Below are 22,242 nucleotides of genomic sequence, written 5' to 3'. Positions count from 1 at the left end.
GCGACCCCGCAGCCCGGGCCCGCGGCACCCGCCGCCGCACCCCCCGCCCCCACCGTGCACGGGCAGGGATCGGGGCAGCTGCTCTCCGCTCCCGCCGCCGAAGGGCGCGCGTACGCCATCGGCGCACCCGACGAGGACGCGGCCGAGGGACCCGAGCCGCTGGACGGCCCCGGTGGCGCTGTCGAGGTCGCCAACCGCCCCTCCCCGCAGCCGGTTGACGACGAGCTGCCCCCCGAGCCGCTCGACAACCCGCGTCGGCTGCTCGTCTGGCCCGCACCCGACGTCCCCACGCAGCAGGCGCTGAGCGACCGTGGCTACCGGCCGGTGATCGTTCACTCGCGCGAGGAGGTGGACGCGCAGATCGCGGCCTTCCCCGCCGCGCTCTTCGTGGACCCGCTGACCGGGCCGATCACCCGGAAGGCGCTCCAGTCCCTGCGGCAGGCGGCGGTCGCCGCCGAGGTGCCCGTACTGGTGACCGCCGGTCTGGGACAGGCGTCACGGGAGGCGGCGTACGGTGCCGACCCCGCCGTACTCCTGAAGGCGCTCGCGCCGCGCGACAGCGAACAGCACCCGCCACGCGTCCTGCTGATCGAGGAGCACCAGGACATCGCGGCCGCGTTGACGGAGACGCTGGAACGGCGGGGCATGCAGGTCGCCTGCGCCGCGACGGACAGCGAGGCCGTCGCGCTCGCGACCCGGATGCGACCGAACCTGGTGGTGATGGACCTGATGCAGGTGCGCCGCCGCCGGGCCGGGATCGTGGACTGGCTGCGCGCCAACGGCCAGCTCAACCGCACCCCGCTGGTCGTCTACACCTCGGCCGGCATCGAGGAGGCGGAGCTGCCGCGCCTCGGTTCGGGCGAGACCGTGCTCTTCCTGGCGGAGCGCTCCACGAGCGACGAGGTGCAGTCCCGCATCGTCGACCTGCTCGCGAAGATCGGCACGAACTGACCGGCGTACCGAGGCATACGACGAGGGCGGTACGGGAACGCACCCGTACCGCCCTCGCCCTCTCCGTACGGAGACTCAGAGCTGCGTGATGTCCAGCTCACCCTGCGCGTACTGCTTGCGGATGACCTTCTTGTCGAACTTGCCGACGCTCGTCTTCGGCACGGCCGGAATGACCGACCACCGCTCCGGCAACTGCCACTTCGCGATGCCGGACTCGGCGAGGAACGCCCGCAGTGCCTCGTAGTCGGCGGTGGCGCCCTCCTTGAGGACGACAGTGGCGAGCGGACGCTCACCCCACTTCTCGTCCGGGACGGCCACGACGGCGGCCTCCGCGACGTCCGGGTGGGCCATCAGAGCGTTCTCCAGCTCGACGCTGGAGATCCACTCGCCACCGGACTTGATGACGTCCTTCGCCCGGTCGGTGAGCGTGAGGAAGCCGTCCTCGCTGATCACGCCGACGTCGCCGGTCTTCAGCCAGCCGTCCTCACTGAACTTGTCCGCGGGCCGCAACGCCTCGCCGTCCGCGCCGCCGTAGTAGGCACCGGCGATCCAGGCTCCGCGCACCTCCAGCTCACCGGCCGACTCGCCGTCCCACGGCAGGTGCTCGCCGGCCGGACCGACGAGGCGCGCCTCGACACCGGCCGGGAACCGGCCCTGGGTGACGCGGTAGGGCCACTCCTCCTCCGGGGTCAGTCCGGCGGGCGGCGTGGCCATGGTGCCGAGCGGCGAGGTCTCCGTCATGCCCCAGGCGTGGCAGAGGCGGACGCCGAGCTTGTCGTACGCCTCCATGAGGGAGGGCGGGCAGGCGGCGCCGCCGATCGTGACGTTGGCCATCGACGTGAGGTCGCGCGGGTTGGCGGTGACCTCGGCGAGCAGCCCCTGCCAGATGGTGGGGACGGCCGCGGCGTGCGTCGGGCGCTCCCGCTCGATCATGTCGGCGAGCGGGGCGGGCTGGAGGAAACGGTCCGGCATCAGCATGTTGACGCCCGACATGAAGGTCGCGTGCGGCAGACCCCAGGCGTTCACGTGAAACTGCGGGACTACGACAAGGGTGGTGTCCTTGTCCGTCAGGCCCATCGACTCGGACATGTTGACCTGCATGGAGTGCAGGTAGACCGAACGGTGGGAGTAGACGACGCCCTTCGGGTCCCCCGTCGTGCCGGACGTGTAGCACATCGCGGCGGCCTGGCGCTCGTCCAGCTCCGGCCAGTCGAAGCTGGTGGGGCGGCCGGCGAGCAGCTCCTCGTAGTCGTGCACGCGCACCGTCGCGCCGTCCAGCACGGACCGGTCGCCGGGACCCGAGACGATCAGGTGTTCCACCGACGTCAGCTGGGAAAGCAGCGGCGCGATGAGCGGCAGCAGGGAGCCGTTGACGATGACGGCCTTGTCGTCGGCGTGCTTGACGACCCAGACCAGCTGCTCGGCGGGGAGGCGGAGGTTCAGCGTGTGGAGCACCGCGCCCATGGAGGGGATGGCGAGGTACGCCTCCACGTGCTCCGCGTTGTTCCACATCAGGGTCGCCACACGCTGGTCGGCGTCGATGCCCAGCTCGTCGCGCAGGGCGTTGGCGAGCTGGGTGGCGCGCCGGCCGATCTCCGCGAAGCTGCGCCGGTGCGGCTCCGGCTCTCCGGTCCAGGTCGTGACCTGCGACTTCCCGTGGATCGTCATCCCATGCGTCAGGATGCGGGTGACAGTCAGCGGTACGTCCTGCATGGTGCTGAGCACGGCGTCCTCCCGGTGGGCGCTACGCGGCAGTAGGGTTGCGCTGATTCTGCGCACATACCGCTTGGTATGTCACTACTCCCGGGAGTACGAATCGGTGTCGCCACGCACTGTCACGCCGCCCGGAACCGGGCCGGGCCCCTCTGTTCCACCTCCGCGGAGGCCACCGCTCAGCGGTCCCCGATCAGCTCCGGGTCCTGGCGGAGCTTGCCGAGCGCCCGGGAGACCGCGCTCTTGACCGTGCCGACGGACACCCCGAGCACCTCGGCGGTCTGCGCCTCGCTCAGGTCCTCGTAGTAGCGGAGGACGACCATCGCCCGCTGGCGGGCCGGCAGCTTCAGGACCGCGCGCCACATGGCGTCGTGCAGCGACTGCCGCTCCGCCGGGTCCGGGCCGGGAACAGCCTCCTGCTCGGGCAGCTCGTCGCAGGCGAACTCGTCGACCTTGCGCTTGCGCCACTGCGAGGTCCTGGTGTTCAGCAGGGCCCGGCGGACATAGCCGTCGAGGGCGCGGTGGTCCTCGATCCGGTCCCAGGCGACGTAGGTCTTGGTGAGCGCGGTCTGCAGCAGGTCCTCGGCATCGCTCGGGTTGGCGGTGAGCGAGCGCGCCGCCCGCAGCAGCACCGGACCGCGCGCCCGCACGAACGAGGTGAACGAGGGGTACGGAAGGTGCGGCGCCGCCGACGTGCGCGCGGCACGGCCTGAGGTGCCCGGCGTGCGCGCCGGGGCAGCGGCGCGCGCCGGCGCGTAAGTGCGTACCGCGGCCGACGTGCATGCCGGTGCGGCTCCCCTGTGGGTGCCTGTGCGGACTGGCGTGGTCATGGCTCCACGCTAGAAGCGGGGCCCGCCTCCCAAATCGCCCCCAGGTCCCGAAACCGCGTCCGCCTCAGGGTGTAGGACCGGGTCCGCCTCCACCTCCTGTAGGTGGAGGGGGCCGTACCCGGGTCCTCAGGGTCGGCCCCGAGGCCCCGGTACGGCCGCGGGGTGGACGGCGGACGGCCCGGCCGTACGCCGGAGTGGCGTACGGCCGGGCCGTCGTGCGAGCCCGTCGCGGCCCGGCCCCCCGGCCGGACCGCGAACGGCTCGGGGCTCACCAGAGGTTCGTGAAGTTCACCGCCAGGTTGTACGTGGACTGGTCGATGTCGGTGAAGCCGGACCCGTTCACCTGCGCGGAGTTGCTCTGGTTCGACGCTCCGGCGCCCGTCGCCTGCTGCTGCGAGGTCGAGGAGTTACCCGCGTTGTCCCGGCCGACGCCGCTGCCGCTGATCGTGGCCACGCCCGCGTTCGATCCGCTGCTCGCGAGCGCGCCGTTGTCCGCCTGGGCCACTCCGCCGAGGAGAACGGCGGCCAGAGGCAGCGCGGCAACGACGGCGAGAGCACGAGCGGTACGGATGCTTGCCATGTCTGTTCCTCCAGGAACCGGAAGTAGGGCTGAGGCTGAACCCGGGCCGGCGGCCGACCGCCCGGTTCTGATCACGACGTCGCGGACCAGAACTGCCCACCGCCCCACCGCCGAACCGCTCCTCGCTTCCGGTTCCCCCGCAAGCGTGAGGAACCCGAACCAAACCCCCGCCCCGAGGCGAACCGTGCACCCTGCGCCCGCATGAGCGGCACCCGAAGAGGGAAAGGCGGAGGCGGACCCGACCGGATTCGAACCGGCGTCCTCACGGTTTTGGAGACCGCGCGCGACGACCTCTGCGCTACGGCTCCGCCCCCGCCGGCCATCCTAGAAGCCCCGCCCCCATGACGAACGGCCCCCGCCCGGTTCGCCCGGTCGGGGGCCGTTCACCCGCGGTGGGTGTGGGATTTGAACCCACGGTGACTCGCGCCACGACGGTTTTCAAGACCGTGCCGCCTGCCCAATCGGGACCGCTTTGACCTGCACCTAAGGCATACGAAAGCCCGTATGCGCCAGGTCTGGCCCGCGCATGGCCCACGGTGGGTGAGCTCTCAGAGGAGGAACGCAAGAACAGGCTGGAACAGGGGCCCCAGCCAGAGCACCTGGGGAAACCTCGTCCACACTCGAGAGCGCCTCGAGCTCGTAAACCTTGGGGCAACCACCAGAGATCACAGCTCCCGCCGTGCTCGCTTCCATCGGCCTACTATGCGCCGGTGCAGCGGGCCTGCTGTCTACGTGGTTCGACTGACCCTCATAGCGAACGAACCGCGTGCCTGCAGTCCGCTCGACGTGCGGCACTTGCCGGGCCCAGCCGCGAGCGTCCGCAATTAGCCTCCCGGCGCAGAGGGCCGTCTGTGCCGGGAGGCAGCGATCTTAAGTCTGCCCCTGTCACTGAGCACCTCTCTTCTATACGCTAGGTCTTCGCGCGTCGGTGACGCCGACCAGGGGGAGCAGTAAGAGAAAAAATGAACCGTCGCCCGTTCGTCACATACCTCGATGAGGCATGGACTCGTCTCTTTCACGGGCGAGGTCGGTCGGAAATACCCGACATCATCAACTGGGCGGATATAAACGCGTCCTGGTTTGAAGTCCGCAACAACGTTTTGACTGCCCTCCGAAGTGGCAAAGTCGGCCCTGACTATGTCGAAGTTCTAGATCTACCCAAAAATCCAGTCGCCGTGCGACCGATCGCCCGCCTGACAGTGCACGATCGTCTCGTTTACGACACACTCGTCTTCTCTATTGCAGAGCGGGTTGAGGAGCAGCTTCGCGGCAGCGTTTACAGCGCAAGATGGGGCGACAACGGCAAGTCGTTCTGGTCACCCGTCAACTCCTGGGTTTCCATGCAAAAGCACGGCGTGCAGTTGGTGACTAAAACTCCATTTCAGCTAGCCCGAACTGATGTTGTTTCGTTTTACGAGCATATCGATATTGATACGCTGGCGATCGATATCCAATCTACGGGCGCTTCCACCTGGGCAGCAGAAAATCTGATCACCTATCTGCGAATGTTCCAGTCATCGAGTCACGCTTGGGGCATACCGCAGGGGCCTGATTCTTCGGCCATCCTGGCTAATCTTTACCTGCTACCCGTCGACGAGTTCGTTCACAGGGCGAATTTTGAGTATCTGCGCTACTCGGATGACATGATGCTATTTGACACGGAGAGAGAGTCGCTCCGGAACGCACTACTTGAAATAAACGCCATTCTTCGATCGCGCCGCCTCTCTATGTCCATGAGCAAAACGAGCATTTATGACGAGGCGAACGCACTTTCGCAACTCGAGAACCTAGAAAAGGATGCGATCAATTACGGGCTAAAGATTGGAGAAATTGGGGCCGACGAAAGACTCTTTAAACTATTTCTCGAAGCAACCGAAGGGAAGCAGTTAGACCGAGACGTGAAGTTCGCGCTCTTCCGTATGGGCAACCTGAAGGACGACCGCGCACTCCCCTGGGCTCTACGACACCTCAAGGAAAGTCACCACTTGGTGGTCGAAATAATCAGATACCTTGAGTGCTTTCCTGAGCGCTTAAATGCAGTCACCAGGGCCTACGTGTCTACGATGCAGCAGGCCGCTGGCCATAAGTACGACAGCTTGGAGCAGCGCATACTTCAAGCAGCTACGCGCCAGAGAATCAGCTCACCCGAAATCCGGGATGCAGCCTGGGCGATACTTCAGAACAAGAATAAGTCGAGCCTTCCTCGCGAGTTTGCCGCCCGATATCTCGGAAGGGTAAGTACGATCGCTGACGGACAGCTCCTGCGACGCGAGTACGAGAACGAATCCGACGTTAACGTTCGCCGCGCATTGCTGGTCGCAATGTACGAAGCACACTCGGTCTCCCGACCACTGCTTGAGAGATTGGCTCGGTCGACCTCTAGGCTGATGTGGGTTAGCCGTTACCTTCTCGGTGACCCCGCAGTCCCCCTACCCCGCTAGGAGATTTTTTTGCTGCGCCTTGCCGTATACGCACTTCTGGCGATTTCAACAGGGGTGGCCAGTTTTTTCATCAGCAACTCCACGCTCGTCAATATGACCGCTGGTCTCAGTGTGGGTTTGTTCGTACCAGTGATTGACGAGGTAGCACAGAACTGGGGAAATATTAGGCATCTTTGGTATTCGCTGCGCTATCGCGGCCGTTCCATACGCGTCTCGACATCGTACTTGTTCAAAATCTACGTCGACGGAAATTATCTACTGATCCGAGGATCACGGTACCGCACCCAATTCCAACCAGTGGGCGGGGTTCACAAGGTTTCACCCCAAGGGAACGCCACGCTTTCCGCCATGGGGGTAACAGATGATGACCTAATCCCCCTCGATTCTGTAAGATATGGCGACCTGCGCGTACGAGTACCGGGGAAGAACATATTTCAGTTCTTCCGTTGGTTCGATTCTCGGCAAGGTCGCGAGGATTCTCCATGGCGTGAATTTCAAGAGGAATTGCTAGCGACTGGGATTCTTCCGCTAGATAAATTTCCACACATCATGCACAACTATCTTGGGCGAGAGGTTGATCGTATTCGCTACAGTCCGTGGGCAGAATCATTGGAGATTCTGGTGGCGGACGTCTATGAGCTCGTGCCCAACCAAGAACAAGAGGATGCATTTCGCCAACTGGCCGCCACGGGGCATCCGGACATCGTGTGGGTTTCTTCGCAACAGATCAAACGTCGCGGCGCCATCACGGGGCAGCCTCAGACCATCGAAATCTCGGCGCACAGCCAACGCATCCTGTGACGAGGTATCGGAGCGGATAGGGCGGGGTGCTGCTTCGGCGCAAGTGCTCAAGGCCCCGTCATGGAGGATTGAGCAGACTGCGGCCTGCCGGCAAGCGCGACTTGGGATCAGGATCTTCGACCACTCTAGCCATGATGTACCCCCCTAGGGCATCAGCCTGTCGATTGACATGAGCGCGGCACAGGCACCGGCAGGGCTGGAGCGGGGCGAGATAGAAGCGCAGGTTGGGGGCCGGGCCGCGCGCGACAAACGGAGCGAGCCGTTCTGGCGAGGTAGAGAACCTTTTCCTGCTCTCATTTGGTCAGGCCAGGAGAACAACCGACCCAAGTACTGCGGGCCGTCGATGACCTGCCCACCTCTTCAGAGGGAATAGCGATCAGGCCCTTGCAAGGCCATGAGGACATCGGCTGGGTCGCCCTCGTACAGCAGGTGCGGCTCGTCTGGTGTAGGAGGCACGAATCTGGTGCGGTAGCGCTGGAGGTCACTTTCCGCGAAGTAGATTGCGTTCGGGTCGTTCGCGTGGAACTCGTTGCGCTTGCTGACCCTGGACCAGAGTTCTTCATGGCTGGCAGCAAGGTAGACGAGCACGGGGACCGCGCCGGCGTCGGTGGCAATGACCTGCCATTTGGCGCGATCCTCGGGGGTCCAGAAGCCGTGGTCGACTACGACGTCATGTCCGGCCTTGAGCTGTGTGCGTAGGTCGGCCGCCACGTCTGCGAGCACGGGCCGTTCCAAGGTGGGGAAAACGCCCCGCGGAAAGTCGACTCCATAGACGCCGTGCCGGCGGAACATTTCCTCGTCCGGGCACAGGCGCACGAATCCCCGATCCGTCAGGGCGCGGGACAGTGTGGTCTTGCCAGAACCGGGAAGCCCGGCCATCAGCACGCAGAACGGGGGGCGCGCGGGCGTCGGTTGCGTCATGGCTCGTGAGATGACTGCTGCCTCGCTTTCGGTTCCTGGCGCTGTGCTGCCACCGGGCCTGGCCGTGAGCGGGGCACCCCCTCGCTCTTCTGGCTCGTTCGCGGGTGTGGTGTTCGCGCCTGTCACAGGGTGACCTCGGTTTCGGTGCGCCACGTACGGCCCGGCGCACCGAGGTCGACGCCGTACTCCACGACGGTGTCCTCACTGTCCAGAAACTTCGCGGTCATCACGACCACCGGATCGGCCGGCGGGTTCTCCGGGTCCAGTTCCAGAAGCCGCGCATGCTCCGGTGTGAGACGGCTGGACGATGCGGTGTCGATTCGGCGAGTGATCGGGTGGCCGGTCGCCTGGGCGATGAGCTGGAGCGACGTGCCCCCCGTCAGGCGCTCGCTCTCCGCCAGCTGCGGCACCAGCTTCCCGTACCGGGCGGGAATCCACGACGTGCTGTGAGCGACGATGCCGTGCCGGTCCCGGTACACCCGGCTGCGCCGTACGACCTTCGAGCCGGGCTTGATGTCTAGGGCCTGCGCTACGTCAGCGGGTGCTGGCACAACGGCTGCCTGGTGCGAGTCGGACCGTTCGCCCGTCCCCCAGCTGGAGCCGGTACGGCGTCCCCGGTCCTGTCGCTGGGCGCCCGAGGACATCGGGGCCGGCTGGTCCAAGACTTCGGTGCCGATTCCGTGGATGCCTCGGACAAGGCCCTCGCTGCGCAGCTTCCGCAGGGCCTTCTCCGCCGTGGCAGTGCTGACCTTCCACTCTTCGGCGAGGTTCTTGATGCTCGGCAGGAGCGTCCCCGGCCGCAACTCGCCGGACGAGATCAGCTCTGAGTAGTGAGCGGCAATCTTTGCGTAAGGCGCCCGATTGTCGGCCTGGCCTGCCATTTCGCTTGCTCCTTCGCGTGAACATCCCTGAGGTTCCCTACCTTACTGCTTGACACCGCAGGGAACCCTAGGGAACCTTAGGGATGTGCCCGCCGGTCGGATCGCTTGCGCGGAGGGCTCCCGACACACCTGTGTCCGCCGCCCGGAGGGCTCCGTGAAACGGGCTCCAAGGAAGCGCCGGATCTTTGACAACTGAATGGGGATCACGCCGCCTCTCCTCGGCCAAGTAGGCGGCCACACGGGCTCTCCGTGTGAGTACAGCGCGATTTGCTCTATCCGCAGCGTTCGAGCTGCGGCCGGTTGCCTCCGCCGCACGTCTCGTACGTGCGGCGCTGAGGGGAGCCGGATTACCGACTTCGACGGCGTGCGGCTCCGGTGCGGGAACACCGGAGCCGCTGTTCGGGCCGTCTCACCTGCCAGGGAGACAACGACCCATGAAGACCATCGCAGCACTTCAGGACCTTGTTACGGCCGGGTCGCTCGACTTCGAGCCGCCGGCCGCTGAGCTGGACGCGATCGAGCAGGAGATGCCGCTCATCCGGGCGGAGGTCGAGCTGCTCGACGCGCAGATCATGACCATCGACCGCCCGGCCAGTGAGCTGGACGTATGGCGTATCCGCCGGGCCCGGAACCGGGTCCTGGCCGCCCGCCGTGACCTGACCAACCGCACCGTCACGGTGCAGCCGGGTGGTGCGGCATGAACGGCTTCTCGCTGTCGCAGCGCGCCGCGCTCGTGCTCGTGTTCGCCGGTATCAGCCTGGCGGGTGTCGGGTCGGTGCTGGCGGCCGTGCTGGACGAACCGGCGTGGCGGTGGCTGAGCGCCGGCGCCGTCGTCGTTCAGCTCATCGGCTGGGTGCTCTACGGCCGTGCCCGTCGGGGTGGTGGGGCATGACGACGGCCGACACCTTCACCGCCCAGATGTCCATCGCACCGGTCACCGGCCGGTGGCGCCTGTACGTGGTGATCTACGGCGAGCTGGTCTCCGAGTGGCCCGAGTACGTCTTCGACGGCGCCACGGTGCCGAGTGTTCAGGACCGTCCACGGGCCCTGAACGCGCTCGGCTACACGTTCACCGACGGCCCCGCGTGGGACTGGACCGAGGACCACGTCCCCGGCGATGACCCGGCCGGCCCGGTCCATCTGATCGCGTCCGCACGGGTGCGGGAGGTGGCGTCGTGAACGATGTTCAGATCCGTTCAGCGGAGCGGGCGCTGTCCGCCGGAACGTGGCTGATCGTCGGCGGAGCGATGCTGTATTCGATCCTCACGGTCACCCCGCTCGCGGCCCGCCACACCCCCGAGGGCTGGCGGTGGACGGCCCCGATCCTGCCGCTGGTCGTGGACGCGGCCGTGATCATCGTGGTCCGCCTGGGCGCCACCCTGGCCCGCCTCGGCGGCAACGGCGGCGGGTGGCCGGTCGTCTTGCGGTGGATGACCGGTGTCATGACGCTCGCCCTGAACGTCGCCGACAGCGTGTTGAAGAAAGACCTGGTCGGGGCGTCCGTCCACTCCGTCGCCCCGCTCCTGCTGATCGTCACGGCCGAAGCCGGACTCGCGTACCGCCGGGCCATCACAGACGCCCAGCAGGCCCGGGAAGCCCAGCTCAAGGCCGACCGCAAGGAGCGCGAGCAGGAAGCCGCCGAACTCCGCGAGGCGCAGGAGCGGCGGGCCCGTGAGGAGCGCGAGCACGCCGCCCTGCTGGCGCGTGAGCAGCGTGAGCACGAAGCCCTGTTGGCCCGTGAACAGACGGCGCGTGAGGCGGCGGTGCGGCGTGAGGAGCGTGAGCGGGCCGAGGCCCGGGAGCGTGCTGAGCGGGAGGCTCGTGAACGCCGTGAACGCGAGCGTGAACACCAGCGCGCCGAGCGTGAACGCCTTGAACGTGAGGTCGCTCAGCGCCGCGAGCGCGAGCGTCTGGAGCGCGAGCAGGCAGAGCGTCGACAGCAGGAGGAGCGGGCCGAGCGTGAGGCCCGTGAACGCGAAGCGCTGCTGTCCGGTGGCCCGGTGAACACCAAGCTGCCCGAGGACCGGGCCCGGCAGATCGTCACCGCCGCCCACGCCTGCGGCCTGCCCGTGCGTAACGCGGCGGAGCTGTGCGGGTGGTCGGTCGGCTGGGTCTCCACCCGCTACCAGGAACTGCGCGACACCACCGCCCCCGCTCTTGAGGGCGCCTCGGCATGAGCGGCCTGCCCACGTACCGGTGGCGCCTGGCCCCCGAGGGTCTGGCCACCCGGCGTCAGCTCCGTGCGATGGGACTGCGCCCAGGTGGTCAAGACGTGGCCGCGGAAGTCCGCCGGCCCCGGCGGCGCCGTGAGCCGCTGGTCGCCTACCTCTACCGCATCGACCTCGCCCGCCCGGTACGGCCCATGACCCCGGGTCGCACCGCCGCCCTCGCGGCGGCCATGCGGGCCCGTCGCACCTGCCCCGCCTGTCATCGGGATGCCGGGTACTGCATCCCGCGCTCGCTCGGCACGTGCGTGACCTGCGCCGATACAGCCGAACTGTCAGCCGCGTGAAAAGCGGTAAGCACCCTTCCACAGAAGTTGGAGTACGGCATGCCCGATTACCACTTCGTCATCACCGTGCAGAAGCCCGACCCTCGCGGTGGATACGCGGTGGCCGACTGGTCCGGCTTCCTGACGCCGGAGCCGGACTGGTCGCGGCACGAGACGTACAAGGCGATCCGGCGGGAGTTCGAGCAGCGCCACCCCGACCTGGTGGGCGGCAACGTCATGTTCTTCTCGCTGGAGCCGAACACGCTCTGACCTCGTACGACTGGCTGCGCGGTGACCCGAACTCTCGCTTGGTAGGCCGGGTTCGGGTCACCGCCTCCTCCACAAGGGAGTGCACTCAGCATGACGGAAGTCAGTACAGAACCGGTAGCAGCCCCCGCTGCTACCTCACCCGAACCCCCTCCCCCCACCAACAACCCCGCCCCGACCCCGGCGTCTCCCGCGCAGTCCGCCGGCCGGGAGGTGGAGCACACGCCGGGCGGGTGGCCGGTGGTGCCGCTCGCGGTGACCGGGGTCAACTCCACGATCGGGGTGGTCGCCGCGTCCTCGCTGGCAGCCGGCCCGGTCGGCGTCGCGGTGGCCGCCACGGGTGCTGCCGTCGTCGGCGCTGCCGCCGCGGTGCGCCGCCGCAGGGCTCGCACCGCTCGTCGTGCGGCGAACCCCGTCCGTACGGGCACCGTCCGACAGCGCTCCGCCCGTGCGGGCAGTGCCAGTAGCGGGCTGCCCGCGCAGGCCCGTACGAAGAGCGCTTCCCGCTCCGCTGGCCCCACCTCGCGGACCCGTGGCGCCTCCAAGGGGGCTGCGGGCACTCGTACGGCTGGTGGCCGGTCCACTCCGAAGACGGGCCGGACCGGTGCTGGCGTCAAAGCCGGTGGCGGCACTGCGGGACGCGGTGGCAAGTCACCCTCTGCGGGCCGGGTTTCGCAGGTCAAGGCCCTGCGCGACACGGCCCGCCGGGGCTCTCCGTCTCGTCACGCGGCGCGTACGGGCACGGCTCAGGCTCGCCGTTCGGTTGCCGATGCCCGCCGTACCGCCCGCGCCAACACCGCCTCCGGCAGGTCCCGTTCGGGGTTGGTCGGCCGTGCCGGTCGGGCGGTGGCAGGCGCCGCGCGTTCCGCCCGGGACACCGCGGTGCGCCGAAACCGTGCCGCACGGGACCAGCGGAGTGCCGCTCAGCTCGCCGCCGGCCGAGACCGGGTTCGCCGTGCCGGTGTCCGCCGCGCCGCCCGCTCCGCCCTGCGCCGGTCGGCACTGCGGCGTCACAACCGTCGTCTGCTGGCTGGGCTGCTCGCGGCCCCGTTGGGGCTGCTCGGGATGCTGTCTACGCCGCTGGGCCGCAGGCTCGGCTGGGCCTGGCTCCAGCACCCTGGACGGCGTCTCTACCAGCACCTGATGCGCACCGCTGATGAGCGCCGTGCCGCGCGTGACGAGGCGATCCGTGAGCGGTTGGCTGCCGAGGAGCAGGCCATCGACGCCGAGGGCGACGGTGCTGATCAGGAGATCGGCGACACCGTGCAGCGCCCGTTCCATCTTCTGCCCGCCCCGTTCAGTACTCCGCTGGAGGTTGTCAGCATGTCCGGTTTCCGCTTCGAAGAGGCCGCTGCCGAGATGGAGAACGCGGCCCGCACCTACGAGCCCGAGAACAGCATGGAGATCCTCTCCATGGTCGAGAACCTGCCCGACGCCCTGACCTCGGTCGCGAACACGTTCCGCATCCTCGCGGAGCGCTCGGACTCGGAGTTCCCGCTGGAGAAGGACATCGCCGGGGCCTTTGACGAGATCTACGGCGCCCTGATGCGGGCCGTGGACGCGTCCGGTGACCTCGGTGAGCTGTTCCGCCAGGTGCACGAGCACGACATCGCCCGGCACGAGGACCCCCGCAACGGCCCCGAGGCCGAGAAGGGCTGGAACGTCTGACATGGCCACCAACACCACCACCAACAACAGTGGTTCGGGTGGGCCGGTGTGGGACTGGGCTGCCGGTCACGGACCCGTGACCGGCGCTCTGTCCGCCACCACCGGCGCCTTCGCCGTCGCCGCCACCGGTGCCGCCGCCCACATGCCCCCCGGCTGGGTTCTCCTGGTCGGCACCGCCGGCGCGATCGGCCACACCATCAGCAGCCTGCGCGACCGGTTGTCCGCCCGGACCATCGCCATGCGCTCCGCATCCTGGCTGGTCGGGGCCGGATGGACGACGTGGGCCATGACGGACGGGCCCCTGACGTGGGCGGCGCTCGGTTCCCTCGCCGTGCTCGGGGTCGGGATCGGCACGACCGCCCACTCCACGCTCCTGCATGAGGAGGCCCGGGAGCTGGAAGCCCTCGCGGCGGCTGAACGACAGGTGGCGGCCGAACTGTCCGCCGGGCGCCGTGAGATCGCCGCGGAGTGGGTGGACCGCGTTCAGCGGGTCTGCGGCATCAGCCTGCGTGTGCTCGCGGTGGAGATGTGGCCGACCGGGACCGGCTTCACCATCGATGCCGAACTCCCGCCGGGAGGCACCACCTACACTCGCATCGCACAGGAAGCGGCCAAGCTCAGCGCCGATGCCCGCCTGCCGCACGGCTGCACCGCGACCGCCGGGCCCGGCATCGACCAGGGGCGGGTGCTGATCGATGTCACGACGAAGAATGTGCTGGAGCAGGAGGTGTTCTACCCCTCCGACTACAGCCGCCTGTCCATCCACACCGGCATCCCCTGGGGCCTGCGGACCAACGCGGACGAGATCCGGGCCTATCTGCGCGAGCAGTGCGCTCTGGTCGTCGGGCCGACCGGTTCGGGCAAGACGAACATGGTCCACACGATCCTCGCCGGGTTCGCCCGCGCCGAGGACGTCCTGACCTGGGTCATCGACCTCAACGCCGGGTCAGCCGGCCTGCCCTGGGTCCGCCCCGCCTTCGACCTGTACGGGAACCCGTTGCAGGGTGCCCGTCCGGGGATCGACTGGCTGGCAGGCACCCGCGAAGAGGCCCTGGTCATGCTGAATGCCCTGGTGCGGATCGCCAAGCACCGCAAGACCACCTACCAGGACCTGATGGCACGGGCCAACACCGATCTTCTGCCCATCAGCCCGCAGATCCCCCAGATCATGCTGGTCATCGATGAGGGCGCCGAGATCTTGTCCAGCAACGACCGCGAGCTGAAGAAGCTCGCCGCCCTCATCCTGGAAGTCATCCGCATCGCCCGCGCCATGGGCGCCCGCACCGTCCTGACCGCCCTCGGAGCCACCAGCGCCGTCCTCGGCAACCTCATGCTCCGCCGGGAAGCCAAGGTCCGCGTCGCGCTGACCGGCGGCGAGAAGGAAGGGATGGACCTCGGCAAGCAGTTCCCCGGCTCGCGCGGACTGCGTCCCGAGCAGGCCCCGTACAAGGGCTCCGGGTTCATGGGCACCCCGGAGAGCGAACCGGGACTCTTCAAGTCCTGGCGGATCCTCCCCAACCAGATCAGCGACATCGTCACCGCCACCGCCAGCATCCACCCCACTCTCGACGGCCCGTCGGCCAAGGCCGCCGGGGCGGCGTACGCGGACCGGTGGAGCCCGGAGCGGACCCAGTGGATGCGCGACCACAGCACCGCCCCCGCAACACCGGCCGCTGACACGGCCACACCGGGCGGTGGCGGGTTGAACCTGTCCGCGCTCCGCGACCAGTCGCACGCCGACGAGCACGACGCCACGGTGCAGGCATTCCTGGAGCAGATCGACCGGGAGTTCGGCACCGCCCCCGAGCCCGACTCGGGGTCGGAGCGTCCGGCCGGGCCGGGGCTGAACCTGTCCGCGCTCCGGCCGGAGAACAACGCCGCCCGGCAGGCCGCGCTCCAGCTCCTCATGGACGCCGGCCCCGAGGGCACCGGCGCTTCCGCGATCTCCCGGGCCCTTGCCCAGGAGCACGGCACCACCCGACAGACCGTCGTCGGCTGGCTCAAGGAATGGGCCCAGACCGGCGAGGCGGTGCGCGTCGGAGAGGGCACCAAGACCCGCTACGTCCACCGCCGCCACACCTGACGGCCACCCCGGTTGTCGCCTGTCACCCGGCCCGCCCGAGAACCCCTCCACAGGGGCTTGGGCGGGCCGGAAACAGCTTGTGACCTGCAAGGCGACAAGCGACAAGACAAGCGACAAGGCACACGACAAGCCAGACGACAAGCCGACAGCCGCCCGCCCCCTCTCCGGCGGGCGGCTGTTGTGGCCCGTGAAGGAGCCCCGTCGTGCATGACGCCACGTACCAGATCACCACCTGCACCCCCGCTACGGTGGCCCAGCCCGCCTACTTCCCCGCGTCCGAGGGACCCGCGATGCTGCCGGATGAGATCCCGCCCGGCGTCCAGGTCGTCACCCTCCCCGGCGGCATCCGCACCCTCGCCTACACCCACACCCCGCCGCCCGTAGCGCCACCCGTTCCGGTCGCGCAGCCGATCCCGGCATGGGCCAAGACAACCGCGCTCCTCGTGCCCACCGTCGGCGGCGGCACCGCGGCTGCCGGCATCGGAATCTCCTACGCCGCCCCGGGACTGATCGCCATGAGCCACGCCCTCTGGGCCGCCGTCGCCCTCATCGCCGCCGCCGCCATCGGCGTCCCCGCCCTCCTGCGACTCGGCCGCAACACCACCGGGACCGGCGGGGGCTCGACCCACATCACGCAGAACATCACCGCCACCGGCCTCTTCGGCAAGGCCCACGGAACCATCAACCACTGAACACCGAGGGCGGCCCCCGTCTCGCCAAAGTCCGGGGCCGCCCTCATCCAGCACGCAACAGAACTGGAGACACCCAGCATGACCCAACTGACCCCCGTCCGGCGAGCCCTCCACCTGGCCACCGCACTCGATCTCGCCGCGCACGGCCTGCCGGTCCTGCCCCTGCGCGCAGGGAAGGTCCCGTTCGCGAACTGCCCCGATTGCCTGTACAGCAGGTGCGACGGCCGGCCGAACATGAAGACCCCCGGCCCCTGCGAGTGTTCGCGCCCGTGCCACGCCTGGGCCGCGGCCACCACCGACCCCGCCACTTTGACCGGGTCCGGATGGGCGTCGGCGTGGCGGCAGGCGGAGGCTGTGGCCTACCACCCCGGCGGCGCCGGGCTGACCGTGGTCGACCTGGACGACGCCGACGCCATTGCCTGGGCACGTGCCACGCTCCCCGCCACCCGCACCGTGTCCACCACGCGGGGCGAGCACTGGATCTACCGGGGCGCCATGCAGTCCGCGAACGCCGTACGGCCCGGGGTCGACGTCAAGTCCACGATGTCCTACACCCGGTGGCTGGGCCCCGGCTCCGGCCCCATGGCCGACCTCCCCAGCACCGTCCGCGCGCTGGTCGCCTCAAAGCCGTCTCCGGTCCGGGCCGTCGCCGCGCCCGTGCCGACCGGGGGCGGGGAGTGCCGTCACCGCACGCCCGCCTTCCTGGAGCGCGGGATCGCCATGGCTGAGCAGCGAATTACCGCCGCCACGACCGCCGTGCACGCCACCGTCTACCGCACCTTCCTCGCCGTGCTCTCCACGCACGGCGGGTGCGGGTGCCTGACCGACGCCCACATGCAGCGCCTGTTCGCCGCCGCCCAGTCCAAGGGTGAGTCTGCCCGGCACTGCACCGACGCCTGGACCAACGCCCTCGTCCGACTGGGGATGTGACCGTGTCCGACGACGAGAAGAACCCCGCCCGCGAAGTCATCACCGACTACGCCCAGTCCCACTTCCGGTACTTCCGCACCGCCGACGGCACCGTCTACGCCCAGCGCAACGGCCACCCCGTCGCCCGCCCCATCCGCTCCCAAGGCACCACCGGCAGCCACCGCCAGGAACTCATGGTCGGCCTCTACAAGGACGGTCACGGCATGTTCAACGGCACCGCCCTCAAGGAAGCGCTCGACTTGATCGAAGCGCTCGCCCTGACCGAGGACACCCAGGCCGTGCACATCCGCGTCGCCCCCGGCTTCGACGGCGCGACGTGGCTGGACCTGGGACGGTCCGACGGGAAGTCCGTCCGCATCCACCCCACCGGCTGGGAGATCACCGTCCCCGACCCGCGCGAGGTGTGCTGGCGGCGCACCCAGCTCACCGGGGAGCTCCCCCTGCCGGCGAAGGACACCGAGGGCAAGGGCATCGACCTTCTGCTGCGGCTGTGCAACTTCGCCACCGCGGAAACCGAGTGCCTGGCCATCGCCTGGCTCATCGGATGCCTGGGGCCCTCCGTTCCCGTCCCCGCACCGTTCCTCACCGGCCCCCAGGGGGCGGGGAAGTCCACGGGCGGACGGATGCTCGTACGCATCGTGGAGGGCATGAGCGGGGACCTGCGCCGGGCCCCGAAGGATGAGGAGAACCTGATCGCCGCCGTCGCGGCGGGGTGGGTGACCGCGCTGGACAACCTGTCCCACATGACGCCGGACCTGTCCGACGCCATGTGCTGCATCGTCACCGGCGCCGAGAACGTCAAGCGCGCCCTGTTCACCGACGGCGACGTCTTCCGCGCCCGCTACCGCCGCCCCCTGCTCCTGACCGGCATCGACGTCGGCGTCATCCGCCCCGACCTCGCAGAACGCCTCCTGCCCTTGCGGCTGGAGCGCCCCCGCGTCCGACGCACCGAAGCCGAACTCTGGACGGAGTACGAGGACGTCCTGCCCGTCGCCCTCGGATCGCTCCTTGACCTGACGGTGAAGGTGCGGGCCGCCGAGGCAGAGACGCCGACGGATCTGCGGATGGCGGACTTCGCGCACCTGTGCGCCCAGCTCGACGTCGCCACCGGCCTCGGTGCACTCGCGGCGTACCGGGCGAGCCTGGACGACCTGAACGACGACGTGATCGAGGGGGATCTGCTCGCTCAGACCGTCCTCGCGCACGCCGACACCATCGCCCCGGGTGGCCAGCAGCGGATGACGTCCACCGAGTGGCTGCACTGCCTCAGCCGCGTCTACAGCGGCGACGACCTGCGGCCCCTGCCCAAGGGGTGGCCGACCACCGGCAAGGTGCTCTCCGACCGGCTCAAGCGGCTGCAACCCACCCTCGCCGCCCGCGGGGTGCTCATCGACAGCGGACGCACCAAGGCGGGCCGCTATCTCGAAATGACCCGCCAGAGCGCACCGCCACCGCCCGAGCAGGCCGCCGCATTCTGACCCGAGCCCGGCTCATCACCCGCACAAGCAAGAAGAGCACGCCCGCCCGGGTGCTCCTCTTGCTTGTCGGCGGAACGCCGCGCCAAAGGCGTGCCCGAAGGGCTCCTTCTCACGCCTGAACGAGCACCACTACTACAGACCGCCCTCTCTTTTCCTAAGTAGGGAAGGTCTGCGTCACCTGCGTCACCCACGGCAAAAACTGGCCCTTGACCTGCGACAACAACGGTGACGCAGACGGCCGACCCTGCGTCATCCTGCGTCACCTGCGTCACCAGGCGACGCAGACGATGACGCACCGGTGACGCACGACCACTCACCCACGTCACCCAAAATCCCAGGTCAGAGGCTCAGGTGACGCGGATGACGCGGTGACGCAGAGATTCCCACTTAGGACAGATGCGCCCTAACGCCCAGATCCCAGAGGAGTAGCACCCATGGCCCGCCCCCAGATGCTCAAGCTCCCCGAAGTCCTCGCCGAGCTGAACATGTCCCGCGCCGCCTTCTACCGCATGCGCGCCCGGGGCCTCGCACCCAAGCTCATCAAGCTCCCCAACCACCAGGTCCGCGTGCGCCGCGCCGACCTTGACGCGTGGCTCAACAAGTACGAGGAAGCCGCCTGAGTCCGCTGTACCAACCAGTTCCGAGAGGGCCCGCCACGGCGGGCCCTCTCTCTTTGGAGAGACATGCTCACCTTCGAAGTCGTCATCTGGTCCATCCGCCAACGCAAGGGCCGGCCGAAGCCCTGGGAACTCCGCTGGCGGGTCGGCGGCGAGGGGCATTCCAAGAGCTACATGCTGAAGCCGCAGGCCGACGGGCGCCGTACTCAGCTCATGGCCGCCCTACAAGCCGGGCAACGCTTTGACGAGGAGACCGGTCTCCCCGAGAAGGAACTTGCCGCGCTCTCCATGCCCACGTGGTACGAGCACGCCAAGGCGTACGCGCTGATGAAGTGGCCCGGAGCGGCGGCCAAGCATCGAGCGAGCATTGCAGAGTCCCTTGCCGTCGTGACGCCCGTCTTCACGAGCGGTCGGGGCGCCCGCCCTGACGCTCGCGTGCTTCGGGCCGCCCTCTATCAGTGGGCGTTCCGGGCCGTGGACGGTCCGGGGGAAGAGTTGGTCTCGCGTGCTGACGGCCAAGAGCTCCCGGACAACGTCCGCGAAGCCCTGGAATGGGTCGCCCAGCACTCCATGCGGGTGGATGAGGCCGCGAAGCCGGAGCACGTACGAGCGGCACTGGCCGCCCTCTCCAAGCTCCTGAACGGGAAGCAGGCGGCTGAGAACACGGCGAACCGGAAGCGCATGGTGCTGAGCAACGCCTTCCGGTACGCCGTTGAGGAGCGGGCTCTCCTCACCCGCCACCCGTTCCTGTCCGTCGACTGGACCGCGCCCCAGACCTCAGATGAGGTCGACTTCCGCTGGGTACCCGGCCCGCGGCTCGCTCGCCACCTGCTCGCCGCCGTGGCCGCCCAGGGGGCCCGAGGTGAGCACCTGGAGGCGTTCTACGGGGCCGTGTACTACGTGGCGACGCGCCCCGGCGAGGCCGTGGCCCTACGGGAGTCGGATTTCGACCTGCCGCCGGAGAGTGAGCCGGACGCGTGGGGCGAAGTCCTGGTTTCGGAGAGCCACCCCGAGGTGGGAAGCGGCTGGACCGACAGCGGGAAGTCCCACGACGAACGGGGCCTCAAGCACCGCGCCCGGAAGGCCGTACGCTCAGTGCCCGTTCCGCCGGCGTACGTCCGCATGGTCCGCTCTCACATCGCGCGGTTCGGCGTGGCACCGGACGGCCGGCTGTTCCGGGCCGTGCGTGGTGGCCGCCTCACGTCGAACGAGTACTCCGAGGTCTGGAGCGAGGCGCGGAAGGCCGTACTCAGCGAGCGGGAGCAGGGCACCCCGTTGGCCGACGTTCCGTACGCCCTGCGTCACGCGGCCATTTCCCTGTGGATCAAGTCCGGCATGGACCCGGTGGAAGCCGCGTCCCGCGCCGGCCACAGCCTCGCGGTGCTCTACCGGTTCTACGCCAAGCTACTCAAGGGCGGGTCGGAGGCGGCCAATCTGCTCGTTGAGCAGGGGCTTCGCGCGGAGGAGTAAGGCGCGGTTCTGGCCCACGTATGGCCCACACGGCCTGGCCGACACCGGGAAACAGGCACCCGGGGTGAGACAAGGTGAACGCAGAGGGCGGGTCTCCGACTCGGAGACCCGCCCTCTGACCTGCACATTCTCTGACCTGTGGCGGTGGGTGTGGGATTTGAACCCACGGTGACTCGCGCCACGACGGTTTTCAAGACCGTTCCCTTAGGCCGCTCGGGCAACCCACCCCGCGCCGGTGCGGTCGGTGGGGACCGGTCCGGCGCGGGGACAGCCTATCCGGTCAGCTGTCGCCCTTGCGCTCCCCCAGGGTGACTTCGGCCGTCGCCGTCTTGCCGTCGCGCTCGTAGGTCAGGGTGACCCGGTCGCCCGGCTTGTGGGTCCAGATCTCACCGATCAGGGTGGGGCCGCTGTCGACGACGGTGTCGTTGAACTTCGTGATGACGTCGCCCGCACGCAGGCCCGCCTTGGCCGCCGGGCCGTCCTTCGTGACCGCGTCCGTGCCGCCGGTGCCCCGCTCCGCGATGACGGCGCCGCCGCTCTTCTCGTCCATCGTCACCGTGGCGCCGATGACGGGGTAGACCGGCTGGCCGGTCTTGATCAGCTGCTGGGCGACGGTCGTCGCCTGGTTGATCGGGATCGCGAAGCCGAGGCCGATGGAGCCCGCCTGGCTCTGGCCGGAGCTGCCGGTCGACTGGATCGCCGAGTTGATGCCGATGACCGCGCCGCCCGAGCTGAGCAGCGGGCCGCCGGAGTTGCCCGGGTTGATCGAGGCGTCGGTCTGCAGGGCGCTCATGTACGAGTTGCTGCCGCCGTTGCCGTCGCCCGAGGCGACCGGGCGGTTCTTCGCGCTGATGATGCCCGTGGTGACCGTGTTGGACAGGCCGAACGGGGCGCCGATCGCGATCGTGGAGTCGCCGACCGCCACCTTGTCCGAGTTGCCCAGCGGCAGCGGGGCCAGGGACTTCGGCGGGTTCTTCAGCTTGATGACGGCCACGTCGTAGCCCTGGGCCCGGCCGACCACCTCGGCGTCGTACTTCTTGCCGTTGGAGAACGTCGCCGTGAGCTGGCCGCTGTCCGCGGCCGAGGCCACCACATGGTTGTTCGTGAGGATGTGGCCTTCCTTGTCGTACACGAAGCCGGTGCCCGTACCGCCCTCGCCGTCACCGCCCTGCGCCTCGATCGTCACGACGCTCGGCAGCGCCTTGGCGGCCACACCGGCGACCGTGCCCGGGTCGCGCTTGAGGTCCTGCTGATTCGCCGACGCGGAGACCGTGGTCGAGCCGGCGTCGTCGTTGCGGTCCGCGGCCCAGTAGCCGAGGGCGCCGCCGATGCCGCCCGCCACGAGCGCCGCCACCACCACGGCGGCCACCAGACCGCCCGCACCGCGCTTGCGCGGCGCCTCGGGGGTGTGCGCTGCGCCGGGCGGGC

General features: G+C 68.8%; 22 protein-coding genes and 3 tRNA genes. 16 read left to right on the top strand and 9 right to left on the bottom strand.

Annotated elements, in window-relative coordinates; translation table 11 throughout:
* On the top strand, nt 1-951 hold a 951-nt coding region (locus tag G3I41_RS32970; protein ID WP_203601998.1), incomplete at its 5' end, for a response regulator.
* A 75-nt stretch (nt 952-1,026) separates the two neighbouring features.
* Here G3I41_RS32970 and G3I41_RS32965 read toward each other — a convergent pair.
* From G3I41_RS32965 to G3I41_RS32945, 5 genes are all read right to left on the bottom strand, one after another.
* Nucleotides 1,027-2,676, bottom strand: coding sequence for a long-chain fatty acid--CoA ligase (locus G3I41_RS32965; RefSeq protein ID WP_164404199.1), 1,650 nt, complete (start codon nt 2,674-2,676; stop codon nt 1,027-1,029).
* A gap of 167 nt (nt 2,677-2,843) precedes the next feature.
* Entirely contained in the window at nt 2,844-3,494 is a 651-nt protein-coding gene (locus G3I41_RS32960) for a SigE family RNA polymerase sigma factor (protein ID WP_164404198.1), read from the bottom strand.
* A gap of 268 nt (nt 3,495-3,762) precedes the next feature.
* Nucleotides 3,763-4,074, bottom strand: coding sequence for a hypothetical protein (locus G3I41_RS32955; protein ID WP_164404197.1), 312 nt, complete (start codon nt 4,072-4,074; stop codon nt 3,763-3,765).
* Between the two features lie 233 nt (nt 4,075-4,307).
* Nucleotides 4,308-4,382, bottom strand: a tRNA-Trp gene (locus G3I41_RS32950).
* Nucleotides 4,383-4,464: 82 nt separating this feature from the next.
* A tRNA-Ser gene (locus G3I41_RS32945) sits at nt 4,465-4,543 on the bottom strand.
* 493 nt (nt 4,544-5,036) lie between these two features.
* Here G3I41_RS32945 and G3I41_RS32940 point away from each other — a divergent pair.
* Both G3I41_RS32940 and G3I41_RS32935 read left to right on the top strand, forming a co-directional pair.
* Complete coding sequence (locus G3I41_RS32940; protein WP_164404196.1) at nt 5,037-6,515, top strand: RNA-directed DNA polymerase; 1,479 nt, start codon at nt 5,037-5,039, stop codon at nt 6,513-6,515.
* A 9-nt stretch (nt 6,516-6,524) separates the two neighbouring features.
* Nucleotides 6,525-7,316, top strand: coding sequence for a hypothetical protein (locus G3I41_RS32935; RefSeq protein WP_239081957.1), 792 nt, complete (start codon nt 6,525-6,527; stop codon nt 7,314-7,316).
* 360 nt (nt 7,317-7,676) lie between these two features.
* Here G3I41_RS32935 and G3I41_RS32930 read toward each other — a convergent pair whose 3' ends face one another.
* Together G3I41_RS32930 and G3I41_RS32925 are read right to left on the bottom strand one after the other, a co-directional pair.
* Nucleotides 7,677-8,237: an ATP-binding protein gene (locus G3I41_RS32930; protein ID WP_164404195.1), complete on the bottom strand. Its 561-nt coding sequence runs from the start codon at nt 8,235-8,237 to the stop codon at nt 7,677-7,679.
* Between the two features lie 122 nt (nt 8,238-8,359).
* Nucleotides 8,360-9,118 carry a GntR family transcriptional regulator gene (locus G3I41_RS32925; RefSeq protein WP_164404194.1) on the bottom strand — a complete coding sequence of 253 codons (759 nt, stop codon included), beginning with the start codon at nt 9,116-9,118 and terminating at the stop codon, nt 8,360-8,362.
* Between the two features lie 434 nt (nt 9,119-9,552).
* On the opposite strand from G3I41_RS32925, the gene G3I41_RS32920 reads away from it, so the two are divergent.
* From G3I41_RS32920 to G3I41_RS32860, 13 genes are all read left to right on the top strand, one after another.
* The gene (locus tag G3I41_RS32920; protein WP_164404193.1) at nt 9,553-9,819 is read left to right on the top strand and encodes a DUF6284 family protein; all 267 of its coding nucleotides are present in this window, start codon (nt 9,553-9,555) and stop codon (nt 9,817-9,819) included.
* Nucleotides 9,816-10,010 (top strand): hypothetical protein, encoded by a 195-nt coding sequence (locus tag G3I41_RS32915; RefSeq protein ID WP_164404192.1) that lies wholly within the window; start codon nt 9,816-9,818, stop codon nt 10,008-10,010. The genes G3I41_RS32920 and G3I41_RS32915 overlap by 4 nt, the downstream gene beginning before the upstream one ends.
* Nucleotides 10,007-10,297, top strand: coding sequence for a DUF6303 family protein (locus G3I41_RS32910; RefSeq protein WP_164404191.1), 291 nt, complete (start codon nt 10,007-10,009; stop codon nt 10,295-10,297). Before G3I41_RS32915 ends, G3I41_RS32910 begins: the two co-directional genes overlap by 4 nt.
* The gene (locus tag G3I41_RS32905; protein ID WP_164404190.1) at nt 10,294-11,295 is read left to right on the top strand and encodes a DUF2637 domain-containing protein; all 1,002 of its coding nucleotides are present in this window, start codon (nt 10,294-10,296) and stop codon (nt 11,293-11,295) included. Before G3I41_RS32910 ends, G3I41_RS32905 begins: the two co-directional genes overlap by 4 nt.
* Nucleotides 11,292-11,630: an RRQRL motif-containing zinc-binding protein gene (locus G3I41_RS32900; RefSeq protein WP_164404189.1), complete on the top strand. Its 339-nt coding sequence runs from the start codon at nt 11,292-11,294 to the stop codon at nt 11,628-11,630. Before G3I41_RS32905 ends, G3I41_RS32900 begins: the two co-directional genes overlap by 4 nt.
* A 39-nt stretch (nt 11,631-11,669) precedes the next feature.
* Entirely contained in the window at nt 11,670-11,879 is a 210-nt protein-coding gene (locus G3I41_RS32895) for a hypothetical protein (protein ID WP_164404188.1), read from the top strand.
* Nucleotides 11,880-12,941: 1,062 nt separating this feature from the next.
* A complete protein-coding gene (locus G3I41_RS37270) occupies nt 12,942-13,544 on the top strand; it encodes a hypothetical protein (RefSeq protein ID WP_239081956.1) in 603 nt (200 codons plus the stop codon).
* Nucleotide 13,545: 1 nt separating this feature from the next.
* On the top strand, nt 13,546-15,627 hold the full coding sequence (locus G3I41_RS32885; RefSeq protein ID WP_164404186.1) for a hypothetical protein: 2,082 nt from the start codon (nt 13,546-13,548) through the stop codon (nt 15,625-15,627).
* Nucleotides 15,628-15,917: 290 nt separating this feature from the next.
* Nucleotides 15,918-16,319, top strand: a complete 402-nt coding sequence (locus G3I41_RS32880; protein ID WP_203602000.1) for a hypothetical protein — start codon at nt 15,918-15,920, stop codon at nt 16,317-16,319.
* 78 nt (nt 16,320-16,397) lie between these two features.
* Nucleotides 16,398-17,249: a bifunctional DNA primase/polymerase gene (locus tag G3I41_RS32875; RefSeq protein ID WP_164404184.1), complete on the top strand. Its 852-nt coding sequence runs from the start codon at nt 16,398-16,400 to the stop codon at nt 17,247-17,249.
* Nucleotides 17,250-17,251: 2 nt separating this feature from the next.
* The gene (locus G3I41_RS32870; protein WP_164404183.1) at nt 17,252-18,727 is read left to right on the top strand and encodes an ATP-binding protein; all 1,476 of its coding nucleotides are present in this window, start codon (nt 17,252-17,254) and stop codon (nt 18,725-18,727) included.
* A gap of 434 nt (nt 18,728-19,161) precedes the next feature.
* Nucleotides 19,162-19,347, top strand: coding sequence for a helix-turn-helix domain-containing protein (locus G3I41_RS32865; protein ID WP_164404182.1), 186 nt, complete (start codon nt 19,162-19,164; stop codon nt 19,345-19,347).
* Between the two features lie 63 nt (nt 19,348-19,410).
* The gene (locus tag G3I41_RS32860; RefSeq protein ID WP_203601997.1) at nt 19,411-20,814 is read left to right on the top strand and encodes a site-specific integrase; all 1,404 of its coding nucleotides are present in this window, start codon (nt 19,411-19,413) and stop codon (nt 20,812-20,814) included.
* Nucleotides 20,815-20,953: 139 nt separating this feature from the next.
* On the opposite strand, the gene G3I41_RS32855 is transcribed toward G3I41_RS32860, so the two are convergent.
* Both G3I41_RS32855 and G3I41_RS32850 read right to left on the bottom strand, forming a co-directional pair.
* A tRNA-Ser gene (locus G3I41_RS32855) sits at nt 20,954-21,041 on the bottom strand.
* A gap of 53 nt (nt 21,042-21,094) precedes the next feature.
* Nucleotides 21,095-22,242: trypsin-like peptidase domain-containing protein (locus tag G3I41_RS32850; RefSeq protein ID WP_164404181.1), on the bottom strand; the 1,148-nt coding region annotated here is incomplete at its 5' end.

Source organism: Streptomyces sp. SID9727 (genome assembly GCF_010550605.1).
In the GTDB taxonomy this organism is placed as follows: Bacteria; Actinomycetota; Actinomycetes; order Streptomycetales; family Streptomycetaceae; genus Streptomyces.
This window is presented reverse-complemented; position numbering and strand designations above follow the sequence as displayed.